The sequence below is a fragment of the Dictyoglomus sp. genome, assembly GCF_049968615.1.
GTDB lineage: Bacteria > Dictyoglomota > Dictyoglomia > Dictyoglomales > Dictyoglomaceae > Dictyoglomus > Dictyoglomus turgidum.
Genome location: NZ_JBMFQK010000001.1, coordinates 239,864 through 259,685 on the forward strand (window position 1 = coordinate 239,864; position 19,822 = coordinate 259,685).

The window sequence follows — 19,822 nt, forward strand, 5'->3', positions numbered from 1 at the left end:
TTAACAACCTTCCTGTTTATAAATGTAAGAAATACACAAAGCTAAAGCATCTGCCACATCATCAGGTTTAGGAATATCCTTTAACTTCAATATCTCCTTAACCATATATTGAATTTGATTTTTTGTGGCTCTACCATAGCCAACTACAGAAAGTTTTACCTCAAGAGGAGTCAATATAGATATTTCTTTTTGATGCTGTTCTGCTGCAAGGATTATAACCCCCTGAGCTTGCCCTATATTAATAGCAGTCTTAATGTTTTTATTAAAGAAAATATTCTCCATGACTACTACATCAGGATTGTATAAATCCAAAAGAGAGGAAACTTGATCAAATAGATAATTTAACCTCCTTCCAATACCCCAACCAGAAGGAGTAGTTAAAGCACCATACTCAATTATTGATATTCCATCTTCACCCTTATTTAAAATACCATAACCTGTTATTGCAGTTCCAGGATCAAACCCTATGACAACCATTTATGAAAGTGACTGTAAAATTTCATCAGGTATATCAAAATTTGCGTAAGTCTTTTGTACATCATCATGGTCTTCAAGTTCTTCCATAAGCTTCAATACTTTTTCAGCATCAGGTCCATCCACAGGAACCAAATTCTTAGGAACCTTTGTTACTTCCGCCTGAGTAATCTTATATCCCTTTTCCTTTAATATATCCCTTACCTCAGAAAAACTTTCAGGACTCGTGATAACCTCAACAGTATCATCACTTATTTGTACATCTTCAGCTCCCGCTTCAAGAGCATCAGATATTAGTTGATCTTCATCCTTTACACTCTCTTTTTCAATGATTATGCTTCCTTTCTCTTCAAAAATCCAAGCAACACAGCCTGCCTCCCCAAGATTTCCCCCATGCTTGGTAAATATCCTTCTTATTTCAGCTGCTGTTCTATTCTTGTTATCTGTGACTACCTCTACCATTATCGCAACACCACCTGGTCCATATCCTTCATAAGTTACTTCTTCATAAGCAACTCCAGGAATCTCTCCCGTTCCTCTCATTATGGCCTTTTCTATATTCTCCTTAGGCATATTTGCCTCTCTTGCTCGTTCAATGGCAGCTCTTAGGCGAGGATTAGTTTCAGGATTTCCCCCACCATGCTTTGCTGCTATTATAATTTCTTTACTCAATTGAGAGAAAAGTTTTCCCTTCTTAGCATCTGCTGCTGCCTTCCTATGTTTAATATTTGCCCACTTGGAGTGTCCTGACATTATTCCGCCTCCTTTTAAATCAAAGATTTGCTATGTTTCATAAGCATTCTACAACATTTTATTAAGTTTGACAAGAATACCACTTTTAATTAAACTATCTTACTATGAATATAAGATTGATCTTGACAGACATAGAAGGCTGTATCACAAAGAACAAAGGATATCCTCTGGATCTTTTATCTCTTCAATGGATACGAGAGAATTTAAAAAAACTTCCTCCTATTTCTCTTAATACAGGTAGATCAAAACCATACATTGAAGCAATCCTTCAAGCTTTAGGAGATTTTCAAGACTCCATAGGAGAGAATGGTTGCACCATATACTTAGTTGAAAAAGACGATATTGTTTTACATCCTATCATAAATGACAACATTCTAAAAGAAAAAGAAGAACTCAAAAAGTTTTTAAAAGAGAAGATCAAGAATCTAGGCCATATAGAGCCAGGAAAAGAAGTATGTGTTTCTCTATTTCCAGAAGAGGGTATTCTTGTAAAGGATCTCGCTGCATATACGCAAGAACTAATTAAAGAGGAATTTCCAGAATTTCAATTAGTATATTCATCGGTAGCGGTTGATATTACCCCCAAAGGAATTGATAAAGGTTCAGGAATGGACATACTCTTAGAAATGAAAAATTTATCCTACGATGAGGTATTAGGAATTGGAGATAGCCTTGGAGACTTTCCTTTTCTAAGCAAACTAAAATATAAAGCTACCCCTGCCAATGGCCATCCGAAGATAAAAGAGATAGCAACTTATGTAGCTAAAGAAGAAGACATCAAAGGACTTATTGAGATCTTTAAACATTTCTTCTTCTAATTACCTCATCTATAACCAAAGGAAGTATTTTAATTATATCTGAAGCTGTAAGTCCAACACTACCTTTATACTTTTTCCATATAACTGAACTATAACCATGAACAAAATTACCAAGAATACAGGCTTCCTTTAACGAGTATCCTTGTGCTGAAAACCCCGCAATTATTCCTGTAAGAACATCCCCTGAACCCGCTGTTGCTAGTAGAAAATCTGCAAAAGGATTCACATACACATGGTTTTTGGGATCAAAAAATAAAGAATTGGGACCTTTAATTATCAGATTCAATTTATACCTTTCTACAAAATTCCTACCTATTTCAACTCTCTTTTTCGAAATTGTCTCTACACTTTCTTCTACAATTCTTGACATCTCCCCATAGTGAGGCGTAAAGACCACATCTTTGCCTGAAATATCTCCAAGAATATCCTTAACAAAAGAAAGTGCATCTGCATCTACCACCACTTTCTTATCAACTTTTCTCAAAAAATCTTGAACCAGCTTTCTTACATCTTCGTTTATGCCTATCCCTGGACCAATAGCTACAGCTTCAATTCCGTAAGTTTCTATTATTTCTAGAATATACCCTAAATTGTCATAAGAAATATAACCATCTTTATCTTTTAATGGAATATAAATAATCTCGGGATAGTTTCCTCTATATACCATGCTAATTTTTTCTGGAACCGCAAGGTAAACCATTCCAGCTCCTGTCCTTAGAGCAGAGAGAGCAGAAAGAATAGGAGCGCCGGTATACCTAAAAGATCCCCCAATAATTAATACTTTTCCCTTTTTCCCCTTATGTACCCCTTTGGAAGGGATACGAACAATATCCTTCAAAAGTTCCCAGTCCACAAGGTGTATATTTGACTCCACAATATCATTAACAATCTCTATAGGAATACCCAACCTACCAACAATAACCTCTCCTACATAATCCACAGCTCCAGTTTCAAAAAGTCCCACTTTAGGAAGAAACATCGTTAAAACATAATCTGCTCTTAACGCTTCGCCCATTATCTCCCCAGTATCAGAATTTATTCCTGAAGGTATATCAATAGAAATTATTTTTTTGCCCAAATTATTAATATATCTGAAGATCTTTTTTAAATCATCATCAATTTCTCTTTTTAGACCTATACCAAAAATCCCATCTACTATTAATTCATATTCCTTAAGTTCTGTATAATCTTGCAAAATATCTTTTATCTCAACCAGGTTCTTTAAAAGACCCAATTGAATCTTCAAAAGATCCGATATTTTCTTACCCCACAAATAGGAGAAAATGGTAATTTTTCTAATGCCATTTGAATACAGATATCTTGCCAAAGCAACACCATCACCACCATTATTTCCTGGGCCACAAAGAATAGCTATTTTTCTATTCTCTATATCTTCAAATTTCTCTTTCAAAAAACTAAATAAAAAAGATGCAGCATTTTCCATTAGTAGTATTGGTGGAATAGAGTACTCTCTCTCTAACCTTTCTTCAAGCCTTTTTATCTCTTCAGAAGTTACCAATTTCATTTTCTTCCCTCCCAAGTGATAACTACTCTATTGGGAAGACAAACAATACTTTCCCCTACTTTATTTATAAAACCTTGTTTAATGCAAAGTTTATCAGGACAAGGAGAAGAAATCATACGAACCCCTTTTCCCTCTACGTATTCAAAAACACTCTTACCTAAAAGACCTTGAACTTCAAATCTTTCTCTGCTTTTTAACTCTCCTAAGGATTTGGAAAAAACTTCTCTATTGTTTACATATACCTTTAAGACAACCCCTTCATTTCTAATATAATTGAAGTAAAACAGACCTAATGCCAATAAAAGAAAGAATATTATTAACAATATGTCATATCTTCTAAACATGTTTTAAGTATATCACAAAATTTGATATAATAAGATGCACTATGGAATATGTAATAAGCTTTATTATAGGGGTAATTTCATTAATAAAGTTTACTTATGCCCAGAATGGTAAAGTAATAAAACTTCCGACTCCCTCCTTTAAAAGTTCCATCTCCATTGAAGAAGCCTTGCTTTATAGAAGATCAAAGAGATTTTATAAAGACCTACCCCTTACTACTCAGGAATTATCACAAATCCTTTGGGCTTCTCAGGGAATATCAGATTCTGACTATAAGTTTAGGACTTGTCCCTCAGCTGGAGCATTATATCCTTTAGAAGTCTATATATCAATCTTAAAGGTTGAGGGAATAGAATCAGGTATATATAAATACACTCCAGAAAAACATGAGATAATCCAGTTATATAAAAATCATAAAAGGGATGAACTTTATGAGGCATCTTTAAAGCAGGAATGGGTAAAGTGGGCTCCTGTTGTACTCATAATTTGTGCCTCTTTTTATAAAACCAAAGCTCGTTATGGGGAAAGGGGAATAAGATATATATACATAGAAACAGGACATTGCGCTCAGAATATTTACCTACAATGTGTTTCTTTAGGTTTAGGTACAGTAGCGGTAGGTGCCTTTGATGATGACGAAATAAGTAAAATCCTAAATTTACCTAAATTTGAAATTCCCACATATTTGATGCCAATTGGAAAAATTTAGTCATCTTTGTTGACAAATTATGCTCCCTGATGCTAAACTTTCCTTAACTCCAATATAAAGAGGTGATTACTAATGTCCGAAAAGTTTATGATTAAGGAAATAAGAGAGGGCTTTTCCATAATAAAAAGTTATAAAGATCGATGGGAAGAATTTGTAGAAGTTTCAAAAAGAATAAAATCCCTTGATTTTCAAAACATTGTTTTTGTAGCAAGAGGATCATCAGATAACGCAGCCACATGGGGAAAATACTATATGGAGTCTCATTTAAGAGTTCCTGTATCTCTATGTGCCCCATCTTTATTTACCATATATAAACTTCCTCCTAATCTTAAATCATCCTTGGTTATTGCCATCTCTCAATCAGGGGAAAGTGATGATATATGTGAAGTTGTAAATAATGCCAACAAACAAGGAGCCTTGACAATTGGCATAACTAATAATCCTCAAGGGAAATTAGCCCAAATAGCTAAAATAAATATTTTCCTAAACTCAGGCATTGAAAAAAGTGTTGCAGCCACTAAAACTTACTTATCTCAATTAGTATCCATTTATTTTCTAACAAACACATTAATAGGTAGAAATATACTACCTGAATTTGATAAAATATTAAACACTATGGAAGATATTCTAAAAAGAGAGGAAGAGATAAAAGAAAAGGTAAAACCTTATAAATACATGGAGCATTGTGCTGTCCTTGGAAGAGGCTTTAATTTATCCACAGCTTTAGAAACTGCCTTAAAATTAAAAGAAACCTCTTATATTATTGCTCAGCCTTATTCTTCAGCAGACTTTATGCATGGGCCCCTTGCCCTTGCTTCTGAAGGATTTCCTGTGTTCTTTTTTGTTCCAAAAGGAGAAAGTATGGAGCATTCCTTAGAGGTTTTAAAAACTCTAAAAGAAAAAGGAAGCGATATTTTTATCTTCACCAACGAAATTGATCTCTTAAAAGAATATGATGGAATTTACATAAACTGTGATATTCCAGAATATATAACTCCTATACCTTTCATTTATCCTGCTCAATTTTTTGCTTATTATCTTGCTGAGATTAAGGGAAGAGATCCTGACAACCCCAGAAATATAAGGAAGGTTACCATAACAAGATGACAAATATAATACAGATAATAGAAGACTTACTTCAAAATCCTGTATTTATTATTCCTATGATGGTGGCAATGATTACTCAAGGAATTAAGGGATTAATAAGGAGTATTCAAGAGAAAAAATTTTTATGGAGAGCCTTCTTTGAATGGGGTGGAATGCCAAGTTCCCATTCTGCTCTTGTAGTATCTTTATCCCTGATAATTGGCATAAAGGAGGGTTTTAATTCCACCATCTATATTCTTTCTATGTTCTTTGCAGGAATAGTAATAGCAGACGCCATTGGAGTAAGACTTGCTACAGAAGAACAAGCAAAGGTTATAAACAAAATTATACAAAAGGAAATAAAAAATCCTGAATTGAAAGAAATCTACTTAAAAGAATCTATAGGTCATACACCTATAGAAGCCATAACTGGAGGAATCATTGGACTTATTTTAACCCACTTTATATACTATGGATTTTTTGTAAAATGAAGATAGCCTTTTTCAGCGATACTTACATTCCCCATAAAAATGGTGTAGCCACATCATTAAGCTTTCTCAAGAAAACCTTAGAGGAAGAATCCCATTCTGTTTACCTTTTTATTCCCTTTATTCCCAACATTCCTAAAGAGAGAAATACCTTTACTCTTCCTTCTATAACCTTTCCTTTTCAAAAAGAACACCGTATTGCTCTACCCTATTCTATAAAATATGATCTTATGTTAAGGAACATGGAACCCAATATTATACATACCCATACTCCTTTTTCTTTGGGAATCTTTGGATTATATATGGGAAAAAGAATTAAAATCCCTATAGTTCATACCTATCACACTCTTCTCCCTGACTACGCCTACTACATCTGGGATCATTTTCCCCATTTTGTGAAGAAAAACATCATAGACGAAGAAAGAGCAAAAAGAATAGCCATTTGGATAAGTAGGGAATATTGTAATCACTCTGATCTAATTATTGCTCCATCAACAAAAATAAAAAGGCTCCTTAAAAATTTTGGGATCCAAAAGCCAATAGAAATTTTACCTAATGGAATAGATCTTGATAGGTTTAAAAAGATTCCAAAACCTGAAGCAAGAAAAAGTTTAGGTCTTCCTACTGATGTTATTTTACTCCTCTTTGTAGGAAGGTTAGGTAAGGAAAAAAATATTGAATTTCTCATAGAAGTAATGAAATACATAAAGGAAAATAATGAAAAATTGATTTATCTTGTAATCGTAGGGGATAATCCCGATAAAAGAGTTATGGAAGAACTAAAAAACAAAGCTAAAACTTTAAATGTCTATGATAGAACAATTTTTACGGGATATTTAGAGTATGAAAGGGTCATTGAAGCCTATTATGCTTCTGATATATTTGTGTTTTCCTCAATCACAGAAACTCAAGGATTAGTAATCCTTGAAGCAATGGCATCGGGACTTCCAGTAGTTGCTATAGATGATGACGCTATTTCAGATTTTGTTAAAGATGGAATAAATGGTTTTTTAGTACCTAACAATCAGGAAAACAAGAGACTATTTTCTGAAAAGATAAAAAACCTTATTGAAGACAAAGATCTGTACACAAAAATGTCTCTCCATGCCTTAGAGACCTCAAGATCATTTCATATAAAGAACCTTAACAAGAAACTCTTAGCCTTGTATGAAGACCTTATAAGAGAATATAATAATAGTAATGCCTGATTTTATATCTTTATTTATATCGGAAATAAAAAAGAAAAAACCTCTCCTTGAAGAACTTCTCATTAAAAGGGGTCTTAGTGAAAGACCTTACATAGCAGAATTTATTGAGAAGATTTGGAATAATCTCTCAGACACTTATGATTTCACTAAAAAACCTACCTTTGCGGTGGATGCCTCTCAAAGAACCTTATCCTTTTCCTTAGGACCCTATCTAATAATAACTCAAGCTCTCGCTATAGGTTCAAATGGATATGAAAAAGCCTTGGTATCCATTGAGCCAGTCGTAGGTTCCATACCAGAAAATCAACTAGGACTCTTAAGAGATCTTTTAATGCAGGATTTGGAGATTAAACTTGCTCTTCAAATTGTTAAAGAGAATCATCCTCCTTTCATTCTGCTAATTGATGGCTCTTTATTATCACGAATCTCCTATCTTTTAAGGTATCTACATAGTTTTGAAGATGAAAACTATATAAATCTTGCCTACAATGTATTGATGAATACCTTAGACCTTATAAATGCCTCTAAAAATGGTATAGATCTTATTTCAATCTCTAAATCTTCAAGGAATACCTTCTTCTTTCAGATCCTATCCATTGATAATCCTGATATAGAAAAAAACATATCTTACAAACCTACAGATAGCGAAATTTTAAGCATTTTTACCTGGGAACCTGGCTATACCACTCCCCTTTTAATAGGAGCAGAAATGGGTCTTGGACATAAACAATTAGAAATTATAGAAAAAAATTCGGATCTTCAAAAAGTTCTTAGCAATACTCAAGCCTTTTATACCTTCTATATAAGACTTATGCCAAGAGATCAGCTTTTGAGAATAGATTTTCCTGCAAATATAGTGGGAGAAAAAGCAAATATTCTGTCGGTAAACTATTTTTGGGGCAAGGATATAAATATGGCCCAAATTTTAGGAATATTAAAAAAAAATTGTGTAAACTCTAAAATATACCAAACTCCTTTGTATTTTGTAGATCAAATTGTTAGAATAAAAAGAGAACCTGATTTAGAAAGATATCTAATGATTTTAAAAAAAGAATTTCCAGGGTTTATTGAACTTGATAGAAGTCAGGGGAGGTTCTATTAATAAATGGAATTAAAATGCGTGGGATATTTAGTAGGAGAAAGTTTTTGTGATAGCTTTCAATTTATTACTAATGAAGAGTTAGCCCCCAAAAGGCTTGAATATGTAATAATAAAGGGAATTGCGTCCTCAGACGAAGAAGTAGAAGTGTTAGCTCAAGTGGAAAGTTTAAAAGCATTCTCTGATGTACTTTCGGAAGATCAGGAATATGATGCCACTACAAAACTTTTGGAGTTAAACTATAAAATCCCCCTAAAATTAATAGCCTCTGCAAGAGTTCTTGGATACTTAGATAAAGATGGTAACATTCTCCTTCCAAGATCAGTATCCCTTCCTGGATCTCCTGTATACCTTGCTCCTGATGAGCTTCTTCAAAAATTTTTTACCCATAATAAAAAAACAGCCATTGAGATAGGAACTCTTTTATATAGACCCAATGTTAAAGTCACCCTTGATCCCAATGGACTTAGAAGACACCTCGCTATAATAGCTCAAACAGGAGCTGGAAAATCATACCTTACAGGACTACTTTTGGAAAAACTTGTAAAATTAGGGGCAACTATACTGGTCTTTGATCCCAATAGCGATTATGTACTCTTAAGAAGAAAAAGAAATAATTTAAGAGAATTTTCATCTATTGCTCATAATGTAACCATATACCGAATACCCAAGGTGCAAGGAAGATTTAGCGATGATATGATAGGTGGAGTTGAGCCTTACTCTATAAGATTTAGCGAATTGGAAAATGAGCAAATAGCAGAAATTCTTGGAATATCAGAATACAGCAATATAAGAGATGCAGTTGAAAGAGCTATTGAAGAATTGCGAAGTTCAAAAATAGATTTTACTCCCAATGAGTTGTATGAAAAACTCGAAAATATGGCAGGAATAGAAGAAAAAGAGGAAGAAGAAATTTCTAATTTTGAGGACTACGAAAAAAGACTTCTAAAAGAAATGGAAAAAAAGAATAAGAAAAAATATCCCGAAGAAACCACAATTGGAGCAAGGAAGGCATTAAAATATGTAAAGTGGATAAAAGATTATCCTATCTGGGGATTTAAAGATATTTCTCCTGAAAAAATATTGAAACCTGCTCATATCTCGGTAATAGATCTTGCAGGAATAGAAAAGAACCTTCAAGATCTCGTAGTTAGCAAACTATTAAACGACATATGGACAAAAGCAAAATCTGAAGGACTTCCTTATCCCCTCTTTATAGTGCTTGAAGAAGCCCATAATTTAGTACCTAAGGAAAAAGGAGAAAAATTAAAAAGTTCAAGGATAATAAACTCCATTGCAGCAGAAGGTAGAAAATTCAAAGTATTCCTTATTGTGGTTACCCAAAGACCTTATAAAATAAGTAGCAATACCCTTTCCCAATGTGGAAGCCAAATAATTATGAGACTGACTAATCCTACAGACCAAACCGCAGTAAAAGAAGCATCCGAAGCTCTCTCGGAAAACTTATTCCACGATCTTCCCGGCCTAAACATAGGTGAAGCCATAATTCTTGGAAGACTAACTAAAATTCCCGTAATGGTAAAAATAGGAGAAAGAGAAACTGCAGAAGGCGGTTTTGATATTGACTTAGATGAAGAGTTTCAAAAAGCCTTAAACCACGTGGATAGTATCATAGAAAATGACATAGAGATCCTCCCTGATTTTGGGAGTGAGATATAAGAATGGTAAAAATCGTAATTACTGCTGACAATCACTTAGGTAAATATTATAAGAAATTATTACCAGAAAAATTACAAGAGAGAAGAAAAAGACTGAGAGATGCCTTTGAAGAAGTAGTAAATTTTGCCATAGAAGAAAAGGTAGATATATTCGTTCAGGCAGGAGATCTATTCGACTCTCCAAATCCAAGAAATCAAGATCTAACTTTTGTGGCCCGAGAATTTTCCAAGATGACAAAAAACCACATAAAAATATATGCCATTGGAGGAAACCATGATGCTCCCAACATGTTAGAATCCGATTCTTACCCTATAAGAATCTTTGAGGAGGCAGGATTAATAAAAACCTTCTCCTCCCAATCTACAATAAATTATGAAATCTTTGAAAAAGATGGATTAAATATACTCATTTCTGGACTTTCTCATGATCCCAGAAGAAAGGGAAGAATAGATCCTATAGAAAAGGCTATAATTCCTTCTGATTTTCCAAAAGAGAATAATTTAATTAAATTGTTAATTCTCCACTATTCCTTTGAAAAATTTGCTCATCCCAAAGCTCAAGAGCCGCAAGTCTCTATTGGAACTTTAGATCTTTTACCTTTTGATATTTATATCATAGGACATCTACATGAACAAAATACCTATCGCTTTGCTAATAAACATGTAATAATTCCTGGAAGCACAGAAAGATTTGAGTTTGGGGAAGAAAATCTCACTCCTGGATTTTACCTTCTTACCATTGAAAACAAAAAGATTAATTACGAGCATATAAAGGTAAAAGCTCAACCCATGAGAAATATGGAGATCAGGTTAACGGAAATAATTTCGGAAAATCCTACAAATTCCATAATAGAAAGAATAATAAATAATTCTCACAAAGATCTACTTTTAAAATGCAAGCTTATAGGTGAGATATCCTTATCTTTATACCGTTCTATTAACTTTAATAAAATTCTTGAAGCAGGAATAAACTCCAACTTTCTATTTGATCTTGATACCCAAAATCTAAGGATAAAAGGCGAAGAGATCCACACTCTTCCCGCTCCTGAAACCAGTGTTGACAAGAACCTTGAAATGATTACAAAAAAATATATGGAAGAAAGCCCCGAAGATAAGGATATAATAATAGAAGCTTTAAACTGGTTAAAAGAAGAGTTAAAAAATAGAGAGATAATGCTATGATAAAATTAGTGAGCCTTAAACTCAGCAATTTTAAACAATACCAAAATGCCCGAATAGAATTCCCAGAGCAAGGCAAAATACTTATTAAGGGCAAAAATGAAGCGGGAAAAAGTACTATATTTGAAGCCATAGCTTTTGCCCTATTTGGTAAACCAGTATATGTAGGCTCTAAGCCTAATTTAATAAGATTTAATGCAGAAAAAGCCCAAATTGAACTCGTAGTAAAAACAGAGGACAAAATCCTAACCATAAGAAGAGTCCTCTCAAAAAATGCCTCTCAAAATGCAGAACTTCACATAAAGAAAAATGACAGCTCTACCCCCATTATCATAACCGGAGTTAAGAACGTAGATCCCAGAATTATAAAAGAAATAGGAATAGATCAGGATATATTCATAAATACGTGTTTTATAGGACAAAAAAGATTAGAAACCTTAGAAAATCTAACAGCCCAAGAAAGACAAGAACTTATATCTAAACTTTTTAACTTAGACTACTTTGTAAACCTTATAGGAAAAGCAAAAGACATAAAGAAAGAATTTACCAATCAAAAAGAACAATATGAGATTATAAAAAAAGCAGGAGAGGCAAAAAGAGACCTCCCTGAAATCAAAAAGAAAATAGAGGAAGTAGAAGAGCAATTAAATAAGATTAGAAAAATAGAGCTTTCCCACGAAATTATGAAAAAGGAAAAACTTTTAAAGACATTAATAGAAGAAATTACTAAGTTAGAAGAAGAAATTGAGAAGGTAAGAAAAGACGTAGCGTTATTAGAAAGGTATAAAGAGGAAGAAAAACTCATAAATGAGATAAGAAGTATGGAAGAAAAAATTAACATTTTGGAAAAACAAAAAAACCAAACCTTAGAAAAGATCCAAGAATTAGAGGGAAAAATAAAAGAGGAAGAAAAAATAAAAGAGAGAATAGACTTCTTAAACAAGGGAATAAAAATAAAGAGTAGAGTCGAAGAGCTTACAAGGATTTTGAGTGAGGAAAAACTAAAAATCTCAAAAACTGAAGAGACAATTCCAAATCTTTTAGAAAAAGTAGAAAATTATAAAGAAATAGTAAAAAAAATAAATACCGAAAAAATCCTTTTAAACAAACTCTCCTACTTGGAGGAGAGCCTTCAAAAACTTGAAATAAGAAAAAGAAACCTTGAAAAAAGAGAAGAAAAATTAAGAAATGCATTAAACGAAATAAATAAAGTAAAAGAAAACCTAAAAATCCATCAAAAAGCCTTAGATTATAAAGAAAAGGAAGAGAAGGTCCTTTTCCTAGAGAAATCCCTCTCAAAGATTAAAAATAGTTTAATTCTTTCCTTTATTTCAACCCTTCTTTTTCTACTTTTATCTTTTTTGTTAAATCAACTTTTCCTTATTCCTTCAATTATCCTTATAACTACGACTATTTTTATTTATAAAAATTATTCCCAAATAAATAGCAATCTCAGCAAAGAGTTAACTATAACAGAGTTTATAAAAAGAGATATACCTGAACATCTCATAAAAAAGGGTAAAGAAGAATTGAGAAAAGAACTCATTGAAATTGAAAAAAGAAGTGAAATCAAAAAAAACAAAGCTGAAAGAGTAATAGAAGCGATAAAAACCCAAATTTCAAACATAGATCCCTCCTCTCTAATAGAAGAAAAAGCAAAAATAAATAAAGAAATTTCCGACATAAATCTTCTAAAGGATGAGGCTCAAAGGCTAATCTTTGATCTTTCCTCAAGGCTTAAATGTGACAACCACATCACTGCAATAGAGGAGAAAATATTGAAAGTGCAAGAAGTTTTAGAAAAGAAAAGAAGAGAAATCGACGACAGAGAAAAAGAGATAGAATATCTTAAAAAGGAAGATCCAATTCCAGATAGAGAGCTCTCCAACTTAATCTCTGAAAAAGGTTCTTTGGAAAACGAGCTAAGAAACATAGATCACTATAAGAAAGAATTAGATAAACAAAAGATCCTTCTTTTGAACCTTGAAAAGAATATTAAAGAAGAGAAAGAAAAAATTGAGTTTTTATCTAAAAAAATACCATCTACAGACAATGAATATGTAAAAAGGCTAAAAGAGATTATAAAAGATTTAGAAGAGAGAAAAGTAAAAGAGAATTATGAGAATATTTTATCCCAGCTTAGTAATAAAAGGGGACAAAAAAGCTCTGTAGAAGAAGAGTATAAAAAACTTATAGAAGAGTTCAAAAGTAATTTTCAGGAAGAAACTTGGGAAATTTACTCCTCTACTGATGTGGATCCAAAGGAAAAAGAAGTATTAATAAATCAAAAAGAAGAGCTCATTAAAATTCTCGGAGAAAAAGAAGCTATACTGAAAGAATATGAAAAGAGAACAGGCAAAAAAGTAGAAGATTTAATTCCCGAAAAAATAGAGGAAGATTACAAAAACTTGGAAAAGAATATCCAAAAAATGGAATATGCCATTAAGATTGCTGAAAGTACAAGAGAGAGCATCCTAAAATCAATCCTTCCAAGAACCATGGCTTTTATGCAAAAAATTCTACCTATATTAACCTCAGATAGATATCATTATGCTGAAATTGATGAGAGTTATAAGTTGAGAGTATACACCAGCGATACAAAAGACCCTTTAGAAAAAAATATATTCAGCGGTGGAACCCAAGATCAGCTTTCTTTAGCCTTAAGACTTGCTTTTGCTATGGCAACTCTTCCTCAAGATAAAGGAGTACAACCTAAATTTATTTTCTTAGATGAACCCTTAGGTTCCTTTGACGAAGATAGAGCAAGAGGTCTTCTCTACCTTCTAACTCAAGGCGAAGTGGCAGAGTTCTTTGATCAAATATTTGTAGTAACCCATGTTCCCATAGAAGAAGAACTTTTTGATGAAATCTACTATGTAAATAACGGACAAATTATTAAAATTGACAAAAACTCTAATCTAACCTTAGACTTTTGAGATATTCCCTAAATTGTTCTCCAAGCCCTTCTCTTTTAAGGGCAAGTTCTACAGAAGCTATCAAAAAACCAAGTTTACTTCCCGTATCATATCTTTTCCCTTTAAACTCATAAGCATATATAGCTTCCTTTTCCAATAACAACTTTAGACCATCAGTAAGCTGTATCTCTCCTCCTCTTCCTGGCTTAACCTTTTCTAACATGTAAAATATTCCTGGAGTTAATATATACCTTCCTACAATAGCAAGATCCGATGGTGCCTCTTCTATTAATGGCTTCTCAACAAGATCGGTAACCTGATAAATTCCATCATCAATCTCTTTTCCTGCTATTACCCCATAATTCTTAACCTCTTCTCTTGGAACTTTTTCTACTGCTATGACGGAACATTTATACCTTTCATATATCTCTATCATCTGCTTTATACAAGGTACATCGCTCACAATAAGATCATCACTTAATATTACAGCAAAAGGTTCATTCTTAACAAGCTCCTTAGTAACCAAGACTGCATGGCCAAGACCAAGAGGCTCTTTCTGCCTAATATAGTAAACGGTAGCAAGCTCTGAAATCTCTCTTACTTGTTTCAATAAGTCCAGTTCTCCTTTTTTCTGCAAAAAATACTCCAATTCAAAGGATATATCAAAATGATCTTCAATTGCTCTTTTATTTCTCCCTGTAACAATAATTATCTCGTCAATTCCAGAGTTAACAGCTTCTTCTACAGCATACTGAATTATTGGTTTATCTACTACAGGAAGCATTTCCTTAGGCTGAGCTTTTGTAGCTGGAAGAAACCTTGTACCAAGGCCCGCTGCAGGAAAAATAGCCTTTTTTATCATATACTTATCCCCCTATTCCTCTGGAATTTTTACAATAATAATATTTAAGGATCCTTCTTCCACTATAAGCTGATGAGGAGTATTAGCGGAAATAAGAAGAACATCTCCACTTTGCATCTCCACATTTTCAGGATTCAAGATATTACACCCTCTAATTTCATAAGGTTCAATTTCTTTTCCTCCTTCATATTTATCACTTAATAAAACTTTCGCTTTTCCAGAATATATGATGTATATATCGTTTACCTTTTTATGTACCTCTGTATCGCTCTTAAAGGGGGCTTGAAATTTTAAAAATCTAATTAAAAAATTTCCCTTTTTAAAATCTTCTAATTTCTCATCCCTTACTGAGAATTTGCAATACATATAATAACCTCCTAAAAAATTAAGAAGTCTTAATTATTTTATCCTCTAAAGGTCATTTAAGCAACTTTAAGAATTAACATTACTTTAAATATTTACTCCCTTCTTTTTTAAGCAATTATATGCTAAAATTTATAATGTAACTAAAAAATACTAAAAATGCGAAGGCGCTTTGGAGGTCATTCCGAAGCGCCTTTTTAGTTTTATAGACAAAATTTACATTAAATGGGAGGCGCAAAATTATGAAAAATACTGAGATAAAAATTGTAGACACCACATTAAGAGATGGTGAGCAAACTGCTGGTGTAGTATTCTCAAAAGCTGAAAAACTTCAGATTGCAAGAATGCTTGATGAGATAGGAGTACATCAGATTGAGGCGGGAATTCCGGTGATGGGAGGAGACGAGGAAGAAGCAATAAAAGCTATAGTCAAAGCAGGATTAAAGGCAAGTATTATGGGATGGAATAGAGCTGTAATAAGTGATATTGAGGCATCTTTAAGATGTGGTGTAGATGCGGTGGCTATTTCTATTTCCACATCAGATATTCATATTAAATATAAGCTTAAGAAAACCAGAGAGTGGGTCTTAGAAAGTATGGTAAAAGCAACAGAATTTGCAAAAAAACACGGAGTTTACATATCAGTAAATGCCGAGGATGCTTCCAGAACTGATATGGACTTCCTATTACAGTTTGCAAAAGCTGCAAAAGAAGCGGGAGCAGATCGTCTAAGATATTGTGACACTGTAGGAATAATGGAACCCTTCACCATGTACGAGGTGATAAAGACCATCATTGAAAAAGTAGGAATACCTGTGGAAATGCACACCCATAATGATTTTGGAATGGCTACTGCTAATGCTCTTGCAGGGGTGAGAGCAGGTGCAACCTATGTGGGGGTAACTGTAAATGGACTTGGAGAAAGAGCAGGAAATGCTGCATTAGAAGAAGTAGTTATGGCACTTAAATATATCTATAACATTGATGTGGGCATCAAAACCTATAAACTCAGAGAGCTTAGCGAATATGTAGCAAAAGCCTCTCAAAGGGAGCTTCCTGTAAATAAAGCAATTGTAGGTAAAAATATTTTTGCCCATGAATCAGGAATCCATGCTGATGGTGTAATTAAATATCCAAAAACCTACGAGGTTTTCTCTCCTGAAGAAGTGGGAGGAGAGAGACAGATAGTTATTGGAAAACATTCAGGAACCCATGCTCTTATAAGAAAATTCCAAGAGTATGGTATTACCCTTTCGGAAGAAGATGCCCAAGAATTACTTAAGAAAGTAAGAGCCCTTGCAGTAGAGCTTAAAAGACCATTATTTGATAAAGAGTTAATGTATCTCTATCAAGATTATCTGAAAGAGAAGGCTGAAAAAGAAGGAGTGTAAGAAAAAGATGGGAAAAACAATAGCTGAAAAGATCTTTTCAGCTCATGTGGGAAGAGATGTGAAAGCTGGAGATTTAGTTATTGCAAAGCTCGATGCCTTAATGGGACAAGATGGGACTTCTCCTCTTGCAATCAAAGTTTTTGAGGAATTAGGAGGAGAGAAGGTTGTAAATGCAGATAGAGTTCTTTTAGTAATGGATCATTCTGTCCCTCCTCCAAATGAAGGTGTAGCAAATCTTCATAAACTAATGAGAGATTTTGCAGAAAAGTATGGTACTCAAATAACAGAGTTTGGAGAAGGAGTATGCCACCAGGTATTTATGGAAAGAGGGCTTGCAACCCCTGGAAGTCTTGTAATTGGTGCCGATTCTCATACTTGTACCTATGGGGTTTTAAATTGTTTTTCCACAGGAGTAGGTTCCAGTGAACTTGCAGCAGCTATGTATACAGGTAAACTGTGGTTTAAAGTTCCAAGTACTGTAAAAATTATTTTAAATGGAAAACTTTCCAAGGGTGTAGTATCTAAGGATGTGATATTATTCCTTGCAGGATATTTCAAGGCTGATGGTTTAACTTACAAAGCCATAGAATTTGATGGAGAAGTAATCAATAACCTTTCTATTGATGGAAGAGCAACCATAACCAATATGGTAGTTGAAATGGGAGCTAAAGCAGGTATTATGCCTTTTGATGAAAAAACCAAGGAATTTTTTAAAAGCATAGGCCTTCCTCAAGAAAAAGGAGTAGAAGCAGATCCTGATGCAGAATACGAAGCAGTTTATGAATTTAACCTTTCTAATTTAGAGCCTCAGGTAGCACTACCACATACTGTAGACAATGTGTATCCTATATCCCAAATAGAGAATATAAAAATACATGAAGCATTTATTGGTACATGTACTAATGGTAGATTAGAAGACTTGAGACTTGCAGCATCAATCCTTAAAGGAAGAAAAGTTGCAAAAAATGTGAAAATGATTGTAACCCCTGCCTCTAAACGAATCTTCATGCAAGCCATGAAGGAAGGACTTGTTGATATATTCTTAGAAGCAGGAGCTATAGTAACAAATCCAGGTTGTGGTCCCTGTGTAGGAACCCATCAAGGTGTACCTGCAGATGGAGAAAACATTATATCCACTGCTAACAGAAACTTCAAAGGGAGAATGGGAAACAATAAAGCCTTTATATATTTAGCTTCTCCTCTTACTGTAGCTGCTTCAGCTGTCTTAGGTAAGATTACTGATCCCAGAGAACTGCTTAGTTAGGAGGATGGCTCTCATGTTAATTAGAGGAAAAGCTCATAAATTTGGAGATGACATAAACACTGATTACATAATTTCAGGAAAGTACAAGTTTAAAAGCTTAGACTTTAACGAGATGTCAAAACATCTTTTTGAAGATTTGGATCCTGATTTTTATAAAAAGATAACTCCAGGAGATATAATCGTAGCTGGTAAAAACTTTGGATGCGGTTCATCCAGAGAACAAGCACCTTTGGTAATTAAGCATGCAGGAATAAGCTTAGTAATAGCCAAAAGCTTTGCAAGAATTTTCTATAGAAACTCCATAAATGTAGGACTGCCCCTTCTTGAAGCTGATACAAATCAGATAGATCAAGGAGATGAATTGGAAGTGGACCTCTTTAATGGTAAAATCTTTAATAAGACAAAAAATGTAGTAATAAATTCAAAAAGTACCTTTCCAGATATAATGGTAAAAATATTACAGGCAGGAGGACTTGTAGAGTATCTGAAAAAAGAGGGAGATTTTAAAATTTAGATGCAGTACTTTAATTTTTATATCCCAGTAAGGATAAAATTTGGAGTAGGACTCTGGGAAAAAATTCCTGAAGAGTCCTACTCCTTAGGGGCTAAAAAGATCTTAATTGTAACAGGAAAGAAACATTTAAAAAGTACAGGAATCCTTGCTAGACTTATAAATATATATAACAATTATCCTATTGATGTTTACATTTTTGACGAAGTGCCCCCTGAGCCTCCTTATTATGTGGTAGACCAAGGAGCAGAAATTGTTAAAACTAAAAATATAGATCTTATAGTAGGTATTGGGGGTGGAAGTGCCCTTGATGTAGCAAAAGCAATTGCAGTTAAAGTAAATTTACCGGGGACTATATGGGACTATGTGGGAGAAAATAGCAATAAAATAACCATGAAAGGAATACCTACTATTCTTGCTCCTACGACAGCAGGAACAGCAAGCGAGGTTACAAGAGTATCTGTCCTAATTAATCCAGAGACAAAGGAAAAGCTAAGTATAAGACATGATTTTTTATATGCAACTCTTGCCATTATAGATCCTTATCTTACTCTCTCCTTGCCCAAGGAAAATACTGCTTATAGTGGTCTTGATGCTTTTATTCATTCTTTAGAATCCTTTCTCTCCATAAATAGCAATATGGTTACAGAACCCCTTGCCCTTACAGCGTTAAGAACCATATATAAATATCTTCCCCGGGTATATAATAACCTTGAAAGAATTGATCTAAGAGAAAAAGTATTGTATGCCAGTACTATTAGTGGAATAGCCTTTACCCAAACAGGACTTGGGGGAATCCACGCTCTTGCTCATCCCATTGGAGCTTATGCAAATATTCCTCACGGACTTGCTTGTGCCCTCATAACTATTCCTGTTTTAGAATATAACTTAGAGATACTTACAAAAGAGAAAATCTCAGCCTTAGGAAGAGCATTAGGCGTTTACTCTTTAAGATCAGCAAAAGAAAGAATCTTGAAAAAAATAGCTGAGCTCTTTTCCGTGCTAAATATTAGGCTTGGACTTCACAATTATGGAATTAAATGGCAGGACCTTCCTAATATAGCAAAAGAAGCTCCTAAGACAGGCTCTTATAAGACAAATCCAAGAACCTTGACCTATGAAGTTGTCCTTGAAATATTGAAAAAGGCTTTTTAAA

The 19,822-nt window shown here is 33.7% G+C and carries 19 protein-coding genes; 13 read left to right on the plus strand and 6 right to left on the minus strand.

Going from position 1 to position 19,822, the window contains the following annotated elements; all coding sequences use genetic code 11:
- Positions 1–477 carry a crossover junction endodeoxyribonuclease RuvC gene (gene ruvC / locus ACP5QL_RS01230; RefSeq protein ID WP_012583962.1) on the minus strand — a complete coding sequence of 159 codons (477 nt, stop codon included), beginning with the start codon at positions 475–477 and terminating at the stop codon, positions 1–3.
- The gene (locus ACP5QL_RS01235; protein WP_012583963.1) at positions 478–1,227 is read right to left on the minus strand and encodes a YebC/PmpR family DNA-binding transcriptional regulator; all 750 of its coding nucleotides are present in this window, start codon (positions 1,225–1,227) and stop codon (positions 478–480) included. It abuts the gene before it with no gap.
- A 104-nt stretch (positions 1,228–1,331) separates the two neighbouring features.
- On the opposite strand from ACP5QL_RS01235, the gene ACP5QL_RS01240 reads away from it, so the two are divergent.
- Entirely contained in the window at positions 1,332–2,045 is a 714-nt protein-coding gene (locus tag ACP5QL_RS01240; RefSeq protein WP_428124952.1) for an HAD-IIB family hydrolase, read from the plus strand.
- Here the strand turns inward: ACP5QL_RS01240 and ACP5QL_RS01245 are convergent.
- On the minus strand, positions 2,026–3,570 hold the full coding sequence (locus ACP5QL_RS01245; protein ID WP_428124954.1) for an NAD(P)H-hydrate dehydratase: 1,545 nt from the start codon (positions 3,568–3,570) through the stop codon (positions 2,026–2,028). The genes ACP5QL_RS01240 and ACP5QL_RS01245 overlap by 20 nt on opposite strands.
- Positions 3,567–3,914: a NusG domain II-containing protein gene (locus ACP5QL_RS01250; RefSeq protein ID WP_012583966.1), complete on the minus strand. Its 348-nt coding sequence runs from the start codon at positions 3,912–3,914 to the stop codon at positions 3,567–3,569. Before ACP5QL_RS01250 ends, ACP5QL_RS01245 begins: the two co-directional genes overlap by 4 nt.
- 41 nt (positions 3,915–3,955) lie before the next feature.
- Between ACP5QL_RS01250 and ACP5QL_RS01255 the strand changes: the two genes are divergently transcribed.
- From ACP5QL_RS01255 to ACP5QL_RS01290, 8 genes are all read left to right on the plus strand, one after another.
- The gene (locus ACP5QL_RS01255) at positions 3,956–4,621 is read left to right on the plus strand and encodes a SagB/ThcOx family dehydrogenase (RefSeq protein ID WP_012583967.1); all 666 of its coding nucleotides are present in this window, start codon (positions 3,956–3,958) and stop codon (positions 4,619–4,621) included.
- 72 nt (positions 4,622–4,693) lie between these two features.
- Entirely contained in the window at positions 4,694–5,728 is a 1,035-nt protein-coding gene (locus ACP5QL_RS01260; protein ID WP_428124958.1) for an SIS domain-containing protein, read from the plus strand.
- A complete protein-coding gene (locus tag ACP5QL_RS01265) occupies positions 5,725–6,198 on the plus strand; it encodes a divergent PAP2 family protein (protein ID WP_273334041.1) in 474 nt (157 codons plus the stop codon). Before ACP5QL_RS01260 ends, ACP5QL_RS01265 begins: the two co-directional genes overlap by 4 nt.
- On the plus strand, positions 6,195–7,403 hold the full coding sequence (locus tag ACP5QL_RS01270; RefSeq protein ID WP_012583970.1) for a glycosyltransferase family 4 protein: 1,209 nt from the start codon (positions 6,195–6,197) through the stop codon (positions 7,401–7,403). Before ACP5QL_RS01265 ends, ACP5QL_RS01270 begins: the two co-directional genes overlap by 4 nt.
- Positions 7,396–8,505, plus strand: coding sequence for a DNA double-strand break repair nuclease NurA (locus ACP5QL_RS01275; protein ID WP_273334042.1), 1,110 nt, complete (start codon positions 7,396–7,398; stop codon positions 8,503–8,505). The genes ACP5QL_RS01270 and ACP5QL_RS01275 overlap by 8 nt, the downstream gene beginning before the upstream one ends.
- Before the next feature lie 3 nt (positions 8,506–8,508).
- Positions 8,509–10,182, plus strand: coding sequence for a helicase HerA domain-containing protein (locus ACP5QL_RS01280; RefSeq protein WP_012583972.1), 1,674 nt, complete (start codon positions 8,509–8,511; stop codon positions 10,180–10,182).
- Positions 10,183–10,184: 2 nt separating this feature from the next.
- The gene (locus ACP5QL_RS01285; protein WP_012583973.1) at positions 10,185–11,363 is read left to right on the plus strand and encodes a metallophosphoesterase family protein; all 1,179 of its coding nucleotides are present in this window, start codon (positions 10,185–10,187) and stop codon (positions 11,361–11,363) included.
- On the plus strand, positions 11,360–14,296 hold the full coding sequence (locus ACP5QL_RS01290) for an AAA family ATPase (RefSeq protein WP_428124964.1): 2,937 nt from the start codon (positions 11,360–11,362) through the stop codon (positions 14,294–14,296). Before ACP5QL_RS01285 ends, ACP5QL_RS01290 begins: the two co-directional genes overlap by 4 nt.
- Here the strand turns inward: ACP5QL_RS01290 and galU are convergent.
- Together galU and ACP5QL_RS01300 are read right to left on the minus strand one after the other, a co-directional pair.
- Positions 14,274–15,137 carry a UTP--glucose-1-phosphate uridylyltransferase GalU gene (gene galU / locus ACP5QL_RS01295; RefSeq protein WP_012583975.1) on the minus strand — a complete coding sequence of 288 codons (864 nt, stop codon included), beginning with the start codon at positions 15,135–15,137 and terminating at the stop codon, positions 14,274–14,276. The two genes, ACP5QL_RS01290 and galU, sit on opposite strands and share 23 nt — an antisense overlap.
- A gap of 12 nt (positions 15,138–15,149) precedes the next feature.
- Positions 15,150–15,503 (minus strand): hypothetical protein, encoded by a 354-nt coding sequence (locus ACP5QL_RS01300; RefSeq protein WP_012583976.1) that lies wholly within the window; start codon positions 15,501–15,503, stop codon positions 15,150–15,152.
- 239 nt (positions 15,504–15,742) lie between these two features.
- On the opposite strand from ACP5QL_RS01300, the gene nifV reads away from it, so the two are divergent.
- Genes nifV through ACP5QL_RS01320 form a run of 4 tightly spaced genes read left to right on the plus strand, consistent with a single transcriptional unit; the run spans position 15,743 to position 19,821 of the window.
- Positions 15,743–16,891 (plus strand): homocitrate synthase, encoded by a 1,149-nt coding sequence (nifV, locus tag ACP5QL_RS01305; RefSeq protein WP_012583977.1) that lies wholly within the window; start codon positions 15,743–15,745, stop codon positions 16,889–16,891.
- 7 nt (positions 16,892–16,898) lie between these two features.
- Positions 16,899–18,155, plus strand: a complete 1,257-nt coding sequence (locus tag ACP5QL_RS01310) for a 3-isopropylmalate dehydratase large subunit (RefSeq protein ID WP_012583978.1) — start codon at positions 16,899–16,901, stop codon at positions 18,153–18,155.
- Positions 18,156–18,168: 13 nt separating this feature from the next.
- A complete protein-coding gene (locus tag ACP5QL_RS01315; RefSeq protein WP_012583979.1) occupies positions 18,169–18,669 on the plus strand; it encodes a 3-isopropylmalate dehydratase small subunit in 501 nt (166 codons plus the stop codon).
- Positions 18,670–19,821: an iron-containing alcohol dehydrogenase family protein gene (locus ACP5QL_RS01320; protein WP_273334050.1), complete on the plus strand. Its 1,152-nt coding sequence runs from the start codon at positions 18,670–18,672 to the stop codon at positions 19,819–19,821.
- Position 19,822: the final 1 nt, after the last annotated feature.